This window comes from Alterirhizorhabdus solaris (assembly GCF_007785815.1).
GTDB lineage: Bacteria > Pseudomonadota > Alphaproteobacteria > Sphingomonadales > Sphingomonadaceae > Alterirhizorhabdus > Alterirhizorhabdus solaris.
In genome coordinates this window covers 120,855-136,617 of sequence record NZ_VNIM01000001.1, presented here as the reverse complement: position 1 = coordinate 136,617, position 15,763 = coordinate 120,855, and the positions used below count along the sequence as shown (strand labels likewise).

Below are 15,763 nucleotides of genomic sequence, written 5' to 3'. Positions count from 1 at the left end.
AGATGAGGAAACGACATGCGCGCACTATGCTGGCACGGTAAAGGCGATGTCCGCGTCGACACCGTCGCGGATCCCGAGATCAAGCACCCGCGCGATGCGATCATCAAAGTAACCGCCTGCGCGATCTGCGGGTCGGACCTTCACCTGCTGGATGGCTACCAGCCCACCATGGAGGCCGGCGACATCCTCGGCCACGAGAACATGGGCGAGGTCGTGGCGCTCGGGTCCGAGGTCACCAACCTCAAGATCGGGGACCGGGTGGTGGTGCCGTTCACGATCAGCTGCGGCGATTGCTGGTTCTGCAAGAAGGGTCTGTTTGCGGCCTGCGATCGGACCAATCCGAACGCCGAGATGGCCGCCAAGGCGATGGGCCATTCGCCCGCCGGGCTGTTCGGCTTCAGCCACATGCTGGGCGGCTACTGCGGCGGCCAGGCGGAGTATCTCCGGGTGCCGATGGCGGATGTCGGTCCGATCAAGATTCCCGACAACGTAACCGATGAGCAGGCCCTCTTCCTATCGGATATCTTCCCGACCGGCTACATGGCCGCCGAGAATGCGCAGATCGAGCATGGCGACACCGTCGCGATCTGGGGCTGCGGTCCGGTCGGCCAGTTCGCCATCCGCTCCGCGCTGATGATGGGCGCCGGCCGCGTGATCGCGATCGACGAGGTGCCCGAGCGACTCGCCATGGCGGAGGCCGGTGGCGCTGAGACGATTAACTTCGCCGAAACCGATGTCTATGACGAGCTGCAGGCGCGAACCAAGGGCCGGGGCCCCGACAGCTGCATCGATGCTGTCGGCTGCGAGGCGGCCGCGCACGGGGCGGCGGACGCGGTCATGGACAAGGTGAAGGCAAGCATGATGCTCGCCACTGATCGCGTCCACGTCCTGCGGCAGGCGATCATGAGCTGCCGCAAGGGCGGCACGGTCTCCGTGCCCGGCGTCTACGTCGGGATGGGTGACAAGCTTCCGATCGGTGCAGCGATGAACAAGGGGCTGACGATCAAGCTTGGGCAGACCCACGTGCAACGTTACACCAAGCCGCTACTGGATAAGATCGTCGCGGGCGCGATCGATCCCAGCTTCGTGATCACGCATCCGGCCAGTCTTGAAGACGCGCCAGAAATGTACGCTAAATTCCGCGACAAGGAAGAAGGTGTAATCAAGGTTGTCATGCGGCCGCACGGCTGATTGGCGGAACAACCGGGAACAGGACGCTTATCGATGCCGATCGCCACCGCCGCTGTGGATTATGTTCAGCGGCGGTGTCGATCAGCTTGAGACCAAGTATGTCGACGGACCTAGGCAGCTGCCTTTAGCCGAGCGTGCCGCCTGGTCGAGTAGATCGGTGGCCTGAGCCGGCGAGAGCGGCTTTGCGAAAAGATAGCCCTGGATCGCGTTGCACCCGGCTCGGGCCAGGATGTCCGCCTGCTGCTGCTTCGGATGCGGTGGCGGTCCTCAGCGGCAAACTGCGCGAAGCAACCAACCACTGCCGGAAATCCTCCGCCTCCATTGGTCGTGCGAAGTGGTAGCCCTGTGCTTCCTCGCACCCCATCCCGGCCAGCATCGTCGCAGCGGCGGCGCTCTCAACGCCTTCGGCAACGACGCGGTAGCCCAGATCGTGCGAGAGGGTGATCATTGAACGAACAAGGGCTTGCTCCCGCTCTTCCTCCGCCAGGTGCCGGATGAATGACTGGTCGATCTTGACCACCCGCGCCGGTAGGCGCTGGAGATAGGCAAGGCTGCTATAGCCCGTGCCGAAATCGTCGATTGCCAGCGGCACCCCGGCGGCTTTCAGCTCGCGAAGCTGCGTCATGGCGCGACCGCCATTCTCCATCACGGCACTTTCCGTCACCTCCAGCTCGATCGCATCCGGGCGCAGCCGGTGCTTCAGGAGATAGAGCTGCACGCGTCCGGCGAAGTCGCTTTCTTCGAGATTGGCCGCAGAGACGTTGATCGAAAGCTGAAGGTCGAGCCCCTCTTTCCGCCAGGCTGCAAGCTGTCGCATGGCCGTATCAAGCACCCATGCGGTAGTGGGCTTCGCAAGCGAGGTCTGCTCGATGATCGGAATGAACTCTCCGGGTGACACTTCCCCCAAGCGAGGATGCTTCCAGCGGAGCAGCGCCTCCGCCCCGACGCACTGCCCCGAGGCGACATCGACCCGCGGCTGAAATACGAGCCTGAGCTGACCCGGCTGGTCGAGCGCGGCACCAAAATCGTTGAGGAGCGTGAACCTGCGACCGTGAACGCGGTCCTCGTCGGGTGAGTAGAGGCTAACGGCGTTCTCTGACGCACGGGCGTCCTGGGCGGCGCTATAGGCGGGGCGCAGCACATCGCGCGGGTCCGCCTCACCAAGAATGACGGACGCGACCCCAATCGCGGTGGTCATGGCGAACCGAACGACGGAAGCATTCTGGGCTGTCGCCAGCATCGAGCCGACCAACGCCAGATATGCGTCCCGCTCAGGCTCAGGCGGGGACAGGAACGCAAACTGCGCTGCAGCGACATGGCAGGCCGTTCGTCCGGGGCCGAGTGCTGCCCGGAGCGACCTGGCGGCATCCTGCACCATGTCATCGACGAACGAAGGCCCCCTCACGCGCAGGCCGTTGTTGAGCTGGTCGTTACGGGCAAGGTCGAGCAGCACGGCATATCGCCGCTCGCCAGGCGCATCCCGACCAAGGTCTTCAAGATCGTCGAGAAACTGGGTGCGGTTGGGAAGGCCGCTGAGGGGATCGATGCGCCCGAACGCGTGCTGCATCTCGATCTGCACCATGACCATATCGGCCAGATCGCTCAGGCCGGTCATCTCCACCTCAGACACCGTTCGCGGCTCCGTGCCGAGCACACAAAGCGAGCCGAGGCCGAATCCTTCGCGGGTAACGAGCGGAACGCCAGCGTAGAAGCGAACTCCTGTTTCCGCCAGGAGGCTCGTCGCATAGCAGTTGTCGGCGAGAAGGTCGGGGATGACCAGCACCTCGGTGGTCTCCGCCACCTGCGCGCACGGTGCCTTGTCGCGCGGTATGGAGCTATGTTCGACCCCGACACGCGATTTGAACCACTGCCGGTCCCGATCGGTCAGTGATACCGCCGAAATAGGCAGATTGAAGATCTGGCTCGCCATGCGCGTGATGCGATCGAAGCTCGCGCTCGGAGGCGTGTCGAGCAGGTTCAACTGGTACAGCGCGTCAAGTCGCGCTTCTTCGTTCTGTTTCACGATCCGTGCCTCTTCGCCCCGGACCTAGCCGGCGAATCGATACCAAACCGCTAACACACACGCTCCAAGGGTTTTGGAGTCGACTCGCTTCCGCAACAATCATGTGCTATTGTCGTGGATGCGAGCGGGGGCGCACGCACCGGGACATGGCGCATGGCGCTGATTCAAGGAGCTGCGATAATGGATCAGGCCACGACTGACTATTACGTGAAGCGCGAGCAGCAAGAACGCGAGCTGGCCGCGTCTGCGGCCGACCCAGCAATTGCAGCAATTCACCTGAATATGGCAGAGCGCTACGCAAAGCTGGTGCATGCCGACTCGAATCGGGGGCGGTGAGAGGATGGTCGAAAACGTACGCTAAGCGTCGCGACCCTGCTGGTGAAGGCGGAGCGGCCTGAATCGCCCGCGGGGCTTGTCGATCTCACCCCATAGATAGTCGCCGGTGAGGCCGACATGCTCCCAGCCCAGCGGCGCGACATGGGCGAGCAGTTCGTCGGGTACGTCGACGCCGCTGCCGCGCAGGTGCCGGACGGCCTGGTCGAGATAGACGGTGTTCCACAGCGTTGCGCTGCCTGTTGACGTAACCTGCCGAATACGGCCGGGAGCTTGGCTGTATCGCTGCTCTCCAAAGACTTCTTAGCGTACGTTTTCGGCCCTTCTCTCACCGTTCCCCATCCCGATCTCGCCGCTTGACACACCGCCAAGCAAGCAGCCTAGACCCCCAGGATGAGGGGTCCTTTTTCGACGCCGATCACCCCGCTACCGGAGTCCCTTTTGCACGCCGATCCACAGTGGTGGGCGAGCGCCCCGCTTCCGAGCCGCATCCGATCGCCGACGAGGTCCGGCGCCAGGCCGATGCGGCGCTGGTGTCCTGATTGCACCTTGCCGCTTCCCGACGCCGACAGGCACCGGGCGATCCAGCGGGATCACGGCTTGCGCTCGACGTCCTTCCTGTCGGCCTCGGCCGGCGTCAGGCGAGCCCGCTCGCGGATGCGGCGTTCCAGCGGCGCACCGACGAACAGGACGAGCATTGCAAGGCTCACCCCGCCGATGATGAGCGGCCACACTGCCAACCCCGCTGCCGCGCCGATCGTGGCCGTCACCCAGATGCACGCGGCGGTCGCCAATCCATGCACTTCCTGACCCTGGCCGACCCGCAGCACCGCGCCGGCACCGATGAAACCGACGCCTGTCAGAATGCCCTGCATCGCCCGCCCTGCGGCGTCGGCGTTTACATTTGGCAGGCCACTATGCACGACCGCCTGCACGGCGATGCAGCTCGCCAGACCGACCAGACCCAGCGTTCGCAAGCCCATGATCTGCCGGTTCTCGCGCGAGCGTTCCCAGCCGAGCACCATCCCGGCCACGGTCGCAACCACCAGCCGCCCGATCGCATCGATCCAGAAGCCGATGTCCGATCCCGCTGACGCTTCGATCATTCGACCAGCACGTGGACGTGATGCCAGGCGGTGCACAGATAGCCGGCGAAGTTCCACATCGTGTCCGGCCGTTCGGGCTGTCCCTGTCCAGCCCCGTCGAAGGCGCGCACGACGAGGTGCTGGCGACCTTTGGCAAGCGTGGCGTCGAGGGTCCAGCGCCGCCAACCCCAGTGCGTCTCCGGATCATCGGCGAACGTCGCCTGTTGCCACTCGCGACCACCGTTTACCGACACTTCGACCCGAGAGACGCGGCGATCATAGGCGATGGCATAGCCCTCGATCCGCACCTCCCCGGCCGGCAGGCTTTCGCCAGAGCCGGGCACGCAGATCGCGGCGTTGAGCGGCATGGCATTGATGGTCAGACCCCGGCTCCAGTCGACGGTGTCGCTCGTCACATCGGCGGGAAACAGCTTGTAGTCGTGCGCCTGGATCGGTGCGTCGGAAGGCATGTCTCGCACCTCGATCCGTGTCAGCCACTTGGCGCTGCGCACGCCGGCATAGCCCGGCACCACCATGCGGAGCGGTGCGCCGTGTTCGGGCGTCAGCGGCTCGCCGTTCATCGCCCAGACGAGGAGGACGTCGGGCTGCCGCGCCTTGCTCATGGCGATCGATACCCCGAACAAGGCTTCCTCGCCCTCCACGTCCACCTCGTCCGCGCCGGTGAACGCCACGAACAGGTCGGAAGCATCAGGTGCGCCGACCGCATCGAGCACATCGGCCAGGCGTACGCCGGTCCACTCTGCATTGCCGATCGCGCCGACATCCCAAGGATCACCCGACGTTTTTCCGACCTGCTGGAGGTCAGTGCGCCGGTTGCCGGCGCACTGGAGAACTGCCGTCACCGTCCGCGTGGGGAACGTAGCTTTCAGTTCCTCTACCGAAAAAGAGCGGCTCGCCATGCCCGTCCCGCTCACCTCGATCCGATGATTGGCGGGCAGATCCGGCACTGGCCCGTGGCTGCGCACGTAGAACAGCGCCTGCGGCGTCAGGAACCGCTCGATCAACGCACCGGGCGTCGGCTCGGCGTTGTAGGGATCGGAATTGCGCGCGATCATATTGGTCATGGACGATCAAACGTCGCAGGCCCGCCTAACGCTCCAAGTCTTCGAGACCATCGCAGACGAAAGGCTGCCGATCATTCCGATATCCAGATTGGAATGACCATATCAAACGGTTGGTCGTATCGATCTAAGTACGCGATATATGCTGCATGACCCTGGAGCAGCTCAGAATCTTCGTCGGTGCCGCGGAGCGCGAACACGTCACCAAAGCAGCGGAGGCGCTGAACGTGACGCAGTCCGCTGCCTCCGGCGCGGTCGCGGCCCTCGAAGCGCGCTACGGAGTTCCTCTTTTTCACCGCGTCGGGCGTGGCATCCAGCTGACCGAAGCAGGCCGAGGCTTTCTGGAGGAAGCGCGCGCGGTGCTGGGGCGGGCAGCGCATGCCGAGACGATGCTGGCGGACTATGCCGGGCTTGCCCGTGGTTCGTTGCGGATCGTCGCCAGCCAGACGATCGCGAGCTACTGGTTGCCGGCAAAGCTCGCCGCCTTCCACGAACGCCACCCGCAGATCGCGGTCGAACTGGCGATCGACAACACCGAAGGTGCAGCAGCGCAGGTCCTGAGCGGCGCCGCGGAGCTCGGTTTCGTCGAGGGCGAGGTGGACGAACCGGCGCTCGCCCACTGGAATGTCGGGCATGACCCGATGGTGCTGGTCGGCCGCGAGGACGCCGGGCGCGTCGACGAGGACTGGCTTCGCGCTGCACGCTGGATCGTCCGCGAGCAGGGTTCGGGCACGCGCTCGACCTTCGAGGACGTGCTGCGAACGCGCGGGTTCGATCCGGCCCAGCTGACGGTAGCGATGACGTTGCCGTCCAACGAGGCGGTGCGTACCGCGGTCGAGGCCGGTGCCGGCGTCGCTGTGTTGTCGCGATTGGTCGTCGCACGCGCGCTCAAGGCCGGCGATCTGGTCGAGCTGCCGCTTGGGTTGCCCGACCGCGCCTTTCACGCGCTACGCCACAAGGAACGCTATCGCACCCGCGCGGCCGACGCGCTGACGAACCTCGTCAAGGAGCAGGTCGCATGACTGCCGACACGCACTCCGTTCTCAGCGGCCTCAAGCCGGGGTCAGCACATAGAACGGACCCAGATATACGGTAACGCGATCGGGTGTCGGCAAACCCCCAGATTCGGGTTTCCGTACAGCTGACCAAAGCGACAGGATTTGTCGCACACTCTGCCGTCCTGTTGGCACCACGACCCAAGGCCGGAGCGCACCCTGTCCGAAAACATGTGTTTGTCGGACATGTTCACGAGGCAACGTGTCGCCGTCGCGCTTAATACCTAAGACGCGCACGATATTGACATCTCATGTGTAATTTGCCGTTTCAGCGCACAGTAAGGCCGTATTAGGAATCGAAATGGCGTTCAGAGCAGATGAAGCCGCTGCGAGCGGTTATGAGAAGGCGCGCAACTACCTTGTGTCGCGGCATTTCACGCCAGCACAGCGCGAGCTGTCGGACGGGGCACTTCGTGCGATTGTCGAGGAGATCGGTCCGCCGGTCGACGGCTATCCCACCTGGCACCCGCTGGTCGCCCAGCATGACGGGCGGAATCCGGAAACCTATCCCAGCGAACGCACGGGCTATGAAGGTCTCGACCATACGCGCTATTTTGCGCATGGCTTCATCACCTGTCCCTACGTTGACGGCGACAAGGTGATCGCTTCAGCGCAACGAATTGTCTGCCCGCCTGGGGTCTCGATTTCCGCCGAACGTCTCGACGGTCCGTTCTACATGGACAACGCTGAGCCCATCCTCGTCCGGTGCAATTGGGACCGCGGTCTGGAAGCCAACCACACCATCCCAAAATCGCTCGCCGTGCCTCTGATGCTCGAGCAGGAACTCCCCTGCTGGCGCTGGTCGCAGCGCGCCGAAACGTGGGAAACGATGCGCCCCTATCTGCTTGGCGAGCCCCATGGCAGTCGATCGTCCCTGTTCGTGACGCAGGAGACCGCACTGGCTCTCAAGAAGATTTATCTGAGCCTTGTGGAATCGGGGATGTTCGGCCCGGTGAAAATGCGCTGACGGTCGCCCGGGGGATTTTGATGACGAATGGCGTGCAAGCAACCGAGCCAGCAGGCGAGGTCCGTCCCGAGAGCATAGGCGATGTCCCGGTGCGGGTCGTCAACACCTACTCACGTCTATGGCAGTTCGAAACGTGGCTGCGGGCGATGGTTTACGTCGAGCTTCGAGCGAAGCTCGGCGATTCTTGGGCAGATGATCTGAAAAAGAAGCCGGGCCATCAACAGGCAGATGCATCGCTTACCCATATGCCTACAGCGGAAAGCAGCGCGCTGAGCTACAGTCAGTTGCCCGCCTTGCTCGAATTGATCGAGACACATTGGGACTGCTTCGAAACCTATTTCCCCCCGCGCGATCTTTGGCATGCCAAGTTGCGCGAGGTTAAGCAAATCCGCAACCGCGTCGCGCACTTTCGCGCTGGGCATGCTGATGACTACGCCCGCATTCTTCAGTTTCTACGGGATCTGGACAAGAGCTTTTGGCGATATTGCACCAGTTACAACAACGGCCAGCCCTTCCTGCCGCAGCGGATCAATCCAGTGGCTAAGCGCTTTTTGCCGCTCGACCCGCTCCCGTTCGTCGAGTTCGAGAAGAAGCGTTGGGCACAAATCGGAACGCGGAACAAGGAGCTGCCGGTTGGGATGACCGTGCATTACCAGCAACGTCCGTGGGCCAATGTCACAACCCTCAAAGCCGGGCAGCCGGGTCTCCTTTATGACATTCGACTGTTCGCGCAGGATGGACGCGGCCTAGACTACCGACGATTCCTAGATCGAACCCGCGCGCTCCACCCGCACCTCGTCCATGTTCTGCTTGACAGCTTCTCTAGCGAGGTTCGCGTGACGATACCTTCGGTCCTGGGTACCAAAGCTATCGTTGCGCTTATCGAAAAGTGCCACGAGGCCGCGGTGAATAGCATCGTGCGCGCCGCTTTTTCGGATAAGGAAGCGGTGATCGCTTTGGCATCGCAATGGCCGGAATATGTGCTCGGACCCGAGAATCCGCTCGCCTTTCTCAGTCCTGATATGCCTTGTTCGTTTTTCGGCGTCTGAGGATTTCAAAGGGGCAGCAGAGCGAACGCAACTGACCCGCGAAGGGAACCGAAAGTCAGTCTGGTAGCAGTGCGCCACTACACGCCATCCAACGGCTCCACTTGGTTTCCTAGAGCCGGTCCTTCCATACTGTATTAAAAATAGGTGATTTGCGCCGCCTGAACCCAGATGAGGGTGCTTAACGTATATCTGGGTCCGTTCTATGTACCGACCCAAGCCGCTCAGCCGGCTCGATCATCCCCGCGAGATGATCCGTCAGTTCACGCCCAACTGGTTTGCCGCGACGATGGGCATGGGCATCCTTGCCCTCGCGCTGCCGCAGGTGCCCGGCATCGGACCTTCGCTTAAACCCGTCGGCGAGGTGTTGTGGTTCTTCAATATCGCACTCTTCGCGCTGTTCGCCGGCCTTTATGGCGCGCGCTGGGTGATGTTCGGGCACGAGGCGCGGCGCATCTTCGGGCATAACACCGTGTCGATGTTCATCGGCACCATCCCGATGGGCCTCGCGACGATCATCAACGGCTGCTTCGCCTTCGGCATCGCACGGTTCGGGAATGGCATCGTACCGGTCGCACACGTCCTGTGGTGGATCGACGTCGCCATGTCGCTCGCCTGTGGCGTGCTGATCCCGTACATGATGTTCACCCGTCACGAGCACAGCCTGGACGGCATGACGGCGGTATGGTTGCTGCCGGTCGTCGCTGCCGAAGTGGCGGGCGCCAGCGGCGGGCTGCTCGCGCCGCATCTGGCCGATCCTCACGCGCAGCTCGTCACGCTTGCGACCTCCTATGTGCTGTGGGCCTATTCGGTGCCGGTCGCGTTCGGCATCCTCGCCATCCTCATCCTGCGCATGGCGCTCCACAAACTGCCGCACGAGAGCATGGCGGCGTCCTCCTGGCTGGCGCTGGGACCGATCGGCACGGGTGCTCTGGGCATGCTGGTGCTCGGGGCGGACGCGCCGGCTATCCTCGCGGCGCACGGCTGGCCGGTGTCGGTGCCGTCGCGCATGGGGATCGAAGCTCGGAGGATCGCGGGGATCAGGGATGCCCTGCTGAGGCTGTCAATCGGCCTGGAGCATGTGGACGATCTGATCGCGGGGCTGGAAAAGGGATTTAGCGCTTGAGTGAGGATCCCGATCCAGCTCCACTTTGCCGTCACGAGGAACTGGCCCGACGCGAGAACCGATTGAGGGCGGCGAAGGCTTCATCCTCCATCACGTCGGCGAAGCAGCTCCCCGCTATCGATGACCTCGAAGGTGCAAGCATCGATATACCGGACCGGCTCCCCCGTAGAGAGGGCTAGCCGCCGCGCGCCTGGATAACGGCGCGGGCCAGCATCGGTATCGAGCTGGCCGACATGACGGTATTCCACCACGATCAGCGGAGAGCCGTCGTCCCCGACGCAGCGATAACGGGCGCTCTCCTCCTCCATACGAACGTTGTCAGGACAAAGCCGTGGCGCCTGCCACGGCTCTGCCCCGTCTCGTCACGCCGCTAACAGCTCGTCGGCGGGACCGAAGAACTCATAGTGAATGCGATCGGAAGGCACGCCGGCGAGCGACAGCGTGGAAACGAACGTCCGCAGGAACGGGCGTGGCCCACAAAGATAGTAATCGGCTTCAGCGCCCATCGTTTCCTGGCGCAGCCACTCCTCGTCGATCAGACCCGCCTCATCGAAATCGCGCTCCGCCACATCCTCGGTCCGCGGCTGCTGATAGAAGGTTGTGATCCGGATGTTGGGGCGATCAGCCACAAGCGAGCGCACATGATCACCCATTGCGTGCGTCGAACCGTTGAGAGTTCCATGCGCGTAATGAACAGGCAGGTCCGGATGACGCTGGGCAATCGTCTCCAGCATCGCCACCATCGGTGTCAGCCCGACGCCGCCCGAGAGCAGCACCACAGGCCGTTCCGGACGATCGGCCAGGAAGAACTCGCCGGCAGGCGGTGCGACCTTGAGCACCGTTCCGGGTGCGGCATGATCGTGGAGCCAGTTCGAGGCGATCCCCTGCGGCTCGCGCTTGACCGAGATGCGATAGGTCGTGCCGTTCGGGGCAGCCGAGATGCTGTAGTTGCGCTTGAGCGGCGGATGACCGGGGATTTCGAGCCAGAAGGTGAGATACTGGCCCGGCTTGTGCGCGATGACGGGCCGGCCATCGGTCGGCCGTAGCACAAACGAGGTGATGATCGCGCTTTCGGGCCGCACCTCGTCAACGACGAACGTCCGCCATCCGGACCATCCGCCTTCGGCAGACGCCAGGTCGTGGTAGATATGGTCCTCACGCGCGATCAGGATGTTGGCGAGGAACCAATAGGCCTCGCCCCAGGCTCCGAGGATTTGGGGCGTCGCGGCCTCTCCCAGGACCTCCTTGATCGCGCCGAGCAGGGCTTCGGCAACGTAAGAGTAGTGCTCAGGCAGGATTTGCAGGCCGACATGCTTCTGCGCGATCCGCTCGACTGCTGGCGCCAGTGCGCCGAGATTGTCGATGTTTCGACCGTAAGCGAGGATGGCGGTCGCGAGCGCCTTGGGCTGCGAGCCCGTCTCGCCATGATGCGACTGGTTGAACAGGTCGCGGATCATCGGGTTCTCGAACATCCGCGCGTACATGACGCGCACGATTTCCAGCCCATGTGCTTCAAGGGCCGGAACGGTGGCTTTGACGAGCGCGATCGTCTGCTCGCTCAAGGGCTGCGACATAAGGTCTCCTGCTGAATGGGGCGGTCATTTGACCGTCGAGGATAGGGATCAGCCGCTGGGCGGCTCGTTATAGAAATCGACCTGCATCTTCATGGCCCCGAGCGGTTCCACGAAATGCGGTTGCTCGGGCAGGATCAGCCCGGGCACACCCGGCGTGATGATCGTCTCCGATACCGGGTCAAGGTAGGTGAGCTTCAACCTGCCCTCCGTCACCCGGATCACACCCCACACCTCGGCCTTCGTGCGATGCTCGCTGCGCAAGGCGGCAGGGAGCGTCGCCTCATTGAACACCGGGGTAGAGCGGTAGGGAATGGCGGCGCTCATCTCAGGCGGCCTTGCGATCTTGCGCGGACGGGAGCTTGAAGAACATTGCGAGCTGAAGGCTTTCCGCAATGCGGGCCGCCTTGGCTTGGAGAGCCGCTGCGGCAGCAGGCGCCATCACGCCCTCGGTGACCATGGCCCACAATGACAGCCAGCGATCGAACAGGGCGGGGGTAATGCGTCCGGTATGCCGGAGGTGCGCCGCAACGGGATTGCCCTTGTAGCGCCCACTGGTCAGCATCACCGACGACCAGAACGCGGTGAGCTTATCCAGATGCTCGGGCCAGTCGGGAATCGCGGCATTGAAGATCGGGCCGAGTTCGGCGTCCTCCCGAACCCGCGCGTAGAACAGGGCGATAAGCCGCTCCAGCCCTTGCTCGTCGATCTCAGCGAAACCGCTCACGAGTCGTGCTCCAATCATGTACCAGGTATGCATCTAATCAGCAGCTTTGAAACATGCAACGGAAATACATATAAGCGGCACCGGCCAATGAGGCCTTGACCGGGAGACCCAATGCGGCTGACGCGCTACACCGATTATGCGATGCGGGTGCTTCTTTACGTCGGCGCGCGCCCCGAGCGGCTGTGCTCGATCGCGGAAATCTCGCGTGCCTATGGGATTTCCCAAAACCACCTGATGAAGGTGGTCCATGACCTCGGCAAAGCCGGCTATCTCGCCAGCGCTCGCGGCAGGTTCGGGGGTATCAAGCTCGGGCGAGCACCTGAGGACATCATCGTCGGCGCTGTCGTTCGGCACACCGAAGACGGCTTCGATCTCGTGGATTGCGGCACATGCATCATTGCCCCGGCCTGTGGACTGACCGGTGCCCTTCGCGAGGCGTTGGCTGCCTTTCTGGCTGTTCTCGATGGCTATACACTCGCCGACTTGCTCGCGAAACGTAGCGAAATAGCGAACCTGTTCGCTCCGAAGGCGGCTTGAGTGCCAAACAGGCCGATGTCGTGGACGCAATCCAAACGCGGCCCCATAGCCCTGTCCATGAAGACTCATCACTTAATGCTTCTGTGCCTCGCCGGCTGCGGCAACATGCCCAAGGACCCGGAGGGTACGCTCGATCGCATTCGTCAAGAACACGTCATCAGGGTCGGCCGTGTTGAGGGTGGGTCGGCTGCCGATGCGTCAGACTGGCGACGGGTTCTGGCACGCGTGGAGGCATCGACGGGAGCGAAGCCGGTCTTCCAACCCGGCATGCTGGAGCCGTTGCTGCTGGACCTGGAGGCGGGCAAGCTCGACCTCGTGGTGGGTGGACGTTTCGACGAGAAGACACCGTGGAAAACGCGAGTGACCCTCGGTCCGCCAATCGCGAAGGCCGAAACGCCAATTGGTACGACCGCCAGTCACATCGTTGCGCGGAACGGCGAGAATGCGTGGATCATGTTGGTCCAGCGCGAAGCTAAGGCGGCGGGGAAAGAGCCGTGAGAGAAGGAATCCCCGATCAACTGCAAGGCGCCATGCGCCGTGCCGAGCGCCTTGAGTGGTGGTCCATCGCGTGGACGATCAGCGTGATCGTGGTCATGGGCGCGGCGATGGGTTCGAGCCAGACCATGAAGACGGCCTGGATCGAAGATTGTCTCAGCCTGATCCCGCCGGCGGTCTTCCTGATCTCGGCGCGCGTGGAACGTCGTCCCGCTAACGCGCGCTTTCCCAACGGGTTCGCGCGCGTACCGAGCCTCGCTTTCGTCATCGCCGCTACGGCGCTTACGGCCTTGGGCAGCACGTTGCTGGTCGATTCCGCGATGAGCCTGGTCTCGCAGGAGCACGCGACCGTGGCCGCGGTCCATATCTTTGGGAAAGAGATATGGCTGGGATGGATCATGGTGGCAGCGCAGGTCTACTCGATCGTCGTGCCTGTGGTGCTCGGATGGCTGAAACTGCCCTTGGCAAAGCAGCTCAACGACAAGACACTCTTTACCGATGCCATGACCCAGAAGGCGAACTGGATGACCGGGATCGCGGGAATAGGCGGCGTGATCGGCATCCGACTTGGGTACTGGTGGGCGGACGCGGTGGCTGCCGGGCTGATCTCGCTCGACATTCTCAACGACGGCATACGAGCGCTTCGAGCGGCATCGGCCGAACTCGTCGATGGGGCGCCGCGGGCACTGGACAGCGACGATATCGCGGAGGATGCCTCAGCGCTACACGCCGTACTCGATGCACGGTTCCCCGGTGCCGAGATACATCTGCGGGAAACCGGCCGCGTGATCAGCGCTCAGATCGTCGGCGCGACGCCGCCTGACGATACGCTCGATGTCCGTGATTATTGGCCGGGCGATCCCGATCGCGCTTGGCGGCTAGGGCACATCAGCTTCGTCCCGCCCCGCTCCGATCGGGGCGATGTACCTGGAAACTGAGGACTCCCGGCGAGCTGAGACTACCCGACTCCGTATTCCACTTTTCGTATGCGCTGTTCGGCTTAAGCAAGTAGTTGATCGCTGAGACCTGATTCCTACCCTCTTGTCATTTGCGCCAGTGTCCGTCGTCAGAACATTCGGCACAACTCGCGACGTAGATTAGCGGAGTGCGGACCTCGTCAGGGGGTTGATGTTAGGCGGCGAACTTGCGGTGCTGCAAGCGCCGATGTTCGATGGTCTGTCGCTTGATCCTTTCGCGCAGTTTGATGATTGCCGGAGCCCTGCCGAAGTAGGCGTCGGCAGGCGTCACGTTGGCCAGGCTCTCGCGGTATCGCTGGTGATTGTAGTGCTCGACGAAGGTCTCGATGTGGGCTTCGAGGTCACCGGGCAGGAAGTAGTTTTCCAGCAAGATGCGGTTTTTCAGGGTCTGGTGCCAGCGCTCGATCTTGCCCTGGGTTTGGGGATGGCACGGGGCGCCGCGGACATGGCTCATCTTCCGGGCCTCGATGTATTCCGCCAGCTCACCCGCGATGTAGCTGGGGCCATTATCGCTGAGTAGCCGGGGTTTGTGCAGCACCGTGGCGCTGTCGCAACCAGAAGCCGCCAGGGCGAAATCCAGCGTGTCGGTGACGTCCTCGGCTCGCATGTTGGTGCACAGCTTCCAGGCGATGATGTAGCGTGAGAAGTCGTCAAGCACGGTCGACAGATACATCCAGCCCCACCCGATGATCTTGAAGTAGGTGAAGTCGGTCTGCCACATCTCGTTCGGCCGCGTGGTTTTCGTGTGGAACTGATCGGCAGCCTTGATCACGACATAGGCCGGGCTGGTGATCAGGTCGTGGGCCTTCAACAGGCGGTAAACCGTGGATTCCGACACGAAGTAGCGCTGCCCATCGGTGAAGCGCACGGCCAGTTCCCGGGGGCTCAGCTCAGACTGTTCCAGCGCCAGCTCGATGATCTGGTCGTGGATGCCCGCCGGGATGCGGTTCCACACCCGGCTCGGCGCCGATGGCCGATCTTCCAACGCCTCCGGCCCGCCTTCGAGGTAGCGATCATACCAGCGGTAGAATGTCCGACGAGGGATGCCGAGTTGGTCCAGCGTGCGCTTGGCCGACAGGTGCGACTGCTCGACGGTTCTGATGATCTCGAGCTTCTCGGATGCGGGATACCTCATTCGTCGTTGCCCCCATCCGCGACCATGCTTTTTTGAGCAGACGGTTTTCCAGTGTCAGATCGGCCACGCATTCCTTCAGGGCCCGGGCTTCGCGGCGCAGGTCCTGGACCTCTCCGGTGGTCGCGGCACGGGCGGTGTCGCCGGCCAGGCGGCGCTTGCCAGCTTCCATGAACTCCTTCGACCAGGTGTAATACAGGCTCTGGGCAATGCCTTCCTTGCGGCATAGCTTGGCGATGCTGTCTTCCCCGCGCAGGCCATCCAGCACGATGCGGATCTTGTCCTCGGCCGAAAAGTGGCGCCGGGTCTGTCGGCGGATGTCCTTCACTACCCGCTCTGCTGGGGCCTTGGCGGGCGATTTTACATTGGAGGATCTGGGCTTCATCTTCGTTCCTTCGTCACTACGACGAAGCCCA

Annotated in this window: 16 protein-coding genes and 1 pseudogene; 9 read left to right on the top strand and 8 right to left on the bottom strand. The window is 63.0% G+C overall.

Annotation, left to right across the window (positions count from 1 at the left end; genetic code table 11):
- Positions 1 to 15: 15 nt before the first annotated feature.
- Positions 16 to 1,191, top strand: a complete 1,176-nt coding sequence (locus tag FOY91_RS00690; RefSeq protein ID WP_116732693.1) for a zinc-dependent alcohol dehydrogenase — start codon at positions 16 to 18, stop codon at positions 1,189 to 1,191.
- Between the two features lie 124 nt (positions 1,192 to 1,315).
- On the opposite strand, the gene FOY91_RS00685 is transcribed toward FOY91_RS00690, so the two are convergent.
- Positions 1,316 to 3,214, bottom strand: coding sequence for a sensor domain-containing phosphodiesterase (locus tag FOY91_RS00685; RefSeq protein WP_238995149.1), 1,899 nt, complete (start codon positions 3,212 to 3,214; stop codon positions 1,316 to 1,318).
- A gap of 153 nt (positions 3,215 to 3,367) precedes the next feature.
- Here FOY91_RS00685 and FOY91_RS00680 point away from each other — a divergent pair, with 153 nt between their 5' ends.
- Positions 3,368 to 3,550 (top strand): hypothetical protein, encoded by a 183-nt coding sequence (locus tag FOY91_RS00680; protein WP_116463104.1) that lies wholly within the window; start codon positions 3,368 to 3,370, stop codon positions 3,548 to 3,550.
- 21 nt (positions 3,551 to 3,571) lie between these two features.
- Here FOY91_RS00680 and FOY91_RS00675 read toward each other — a convergent pair.
- From FOY91_RS00675 to FOY91_RS00660, 3 genes and pseudogenes are all read right to left on the bottom strand, one after another.
- Positions 3,572 to 3,790 (bottom strand): annotated as a pseudogene (locus tag FOY91_RS00675) (Tn3 family transposase); the annotation flags it as partial.
- Between the two features lie 350 nt (positions 3,791 to 4,140).
- Positions 4,141 to 4,653 (bottom strand): MgtC/SapB family protein, encoded by a 513-nt coding sequence (locus FOY91_RS00665; protein WP_116732694.1) that lies wholly within the window; start codon positions 4,651 to 4,653, stop codon positions 4,141 to 4,143.
- Entirely contained in the window at positions 4,650 to 5,717 is a 1,068-nt protein-coding gene (locus FOY91_RS00660) for a molybdopterin-dependent oxidoreductase (protein WP_114688962.1), read from the bottom strand. Before FOY91_RS00660 ends, FOY91_RS00665 begins: the two co-directional genes overlap by 4 nt.
- 146 nt (positions 5,718 to 5,863) lie before the next feature.
- Here FOY91_RS00660 and FOY91_RS00655 point away from each other — a divergent pair, with 146 nt between their 5' ends.
- From FOY91_RS00655 to FOY91_RS00640, 4 genes are all read left to right on the top strand, one after another.
- Positions 5,864 to 6,736: a LysR family transcriptional regulator gene (locus FOY91_RS00655; protein ID WP_116732679.1), complete on the top strand. Its 873-nt coding sequence runs from the start codon at positions 5,864 to 5,866 to the stop codon at positions 6,734 to 6,736.
- A 334-nt stretch (positions 6,737 to 7,070) separates the two neighbouring features.
- Positions 7,071 to 7,736, top strand: coding sequence for a hypothetical protein (locus tag FOY91_RS00650; protein ID WP_116462979.1), 666 nt, complete (start codon positions 7,071 to 7,073; stop codon positions 7,734 to 7,736).
- A 20-nt stretch (positions 7,737 to 7,756) separates the two neighbouring features.
- Positions 7,757 to 8,785 carry a Swt1 family HEPN domain-containing protein gene (locus FOY91_RS00645; RefSeq protein WP_116462980.1) on the top strand — a complete coding sequence of 343 codons (1,029 nt, stop codon included), beginning with the start codon at positions 7,757 to 7,759 and terminating at the stop codon, positions 8,783 to 8,785.
- Positions 8,786 to 8,987: 202 nt separating this feature from the next.
- Positions 8,988 to 9,908: a TDT family transporter gene (locus FOY91_RS00640; protein ID WP_145147075.1), complete on the top strand. Its 921-nt coding sequence runs from the start codon at positions 8,988 to 8,990 to the stop codon at positions 9,906 to 9,908.
- A gap of 362 nt (positions 9,909 to 10,270) precedes the next feature.
- On the opposite strand, the gene hmpA is transcribed toward FOY91_RS00640, so the two are convergent.
- Genes hmpA through FOY91_RS00625 form a run of 3 tightly spaced genes read right to left on the bottom strand, consistent with a single transcriptional unit; the run spans position 10,271 to position 12,239 of the window.
- Entirely contained in the window at positions 10,271 to 11,482 is a 1,212-nt protein-coding gene (gene hmpA / locus FOY91_RS00635) for an NO-inducible flavohemoprotein (protein ID WP_145147073.1), read from the bottom strand.
- Between the two features lie 48 nt (positions 11,483 to 11,530).
- Entirely contained in the window at positions 11,531 to 11,806 is a 276-nt protein-coding gene (locus tag FOY91_RS00630; RefSeq protein ID WP_116462983.1) for a TehB family protein, read from the bottom strand.
- A gap of 1 nt (position 11,807) precedes the next feature.
- A complete protein-coding gene (locus FOY91_RS00625) occupies positions 11,808 to 12,239 on the bottom strand; it encodes a group III truncated hemoglobin (protein WP_198355618.1) in 432 nt (143 codons plus the stop codon).
- A gap of 78 nt (positions 12,240 to 12,317) precedes the next feature.
- Between FOY91_RS00625 and FOY91_RS00620 the strand changes: the two genes are divergently transcribed.
- The 3 genes from FOY91_RS00620 to FOY91_RS00610 are packed head-to-tail and all read left to right on the top strand — an operon-like array spanning position 12,318 to position 14,176.
- Positions 12,318 to 12,743: an Rrf2 family transcriptional regulator gene (locus FOY91_RS00620; protein ID WP_116462985.1), complete on the top strand. Its 426-nt coding sequence runs from the start codon at positions 12,318 to 12,320 to the stop codon at positions 12,741 to 12,743.
- A 57-nt stretch (positions 12,744 to 12,800) separates the two neighbouring features.
- Entirely contained in the window at positions 12,801 to 13,241 is a 441-nt protein-coding gene (locus FOY91_RS00615; RefSeq protein ID WP_133177343.1) for a hypothetical protein, read from the top strand.
- Positions 13,238 to 14,176 carry a cation efflux transmembrane domain-containing protein gene (locus FOY91_RS00610; RefSeq protein ID WP_238995148.1) on the top strand — a complete coding sequence of 313 codons (939 nt, stop codon included), beginning with the start codon at positions 13,238 to 13,240 and terminating at the stop codon, positions 14,174 to 14,176. Before FOY91_RS00615 ends, FOY91_RS00610 begins: the two co-directional genes overlap by 4 nt.
- Before the next feature lie 193 nt (positions 14,177 to 14,369).
- Here the strand turns inward: FOY91_RS00610 and FOY91_RS00605 are convergent.
- A protein-coding gene (locus FOY91_RS00605; protein ID WP_420822844.1) for an IS3 family transposase occupies positions 14,370 to 15,732 on the bottom strand; the annotation gives its coding sequence in 2 pieces (ribosomal slippage) (positions 14,370 to 15,383 and positions 15,385 to 15,732; 1,362 coding nt in all).
- Between the last annotated feature and the right edge of the window lie 31 nt (positions 15,733 to 15,763).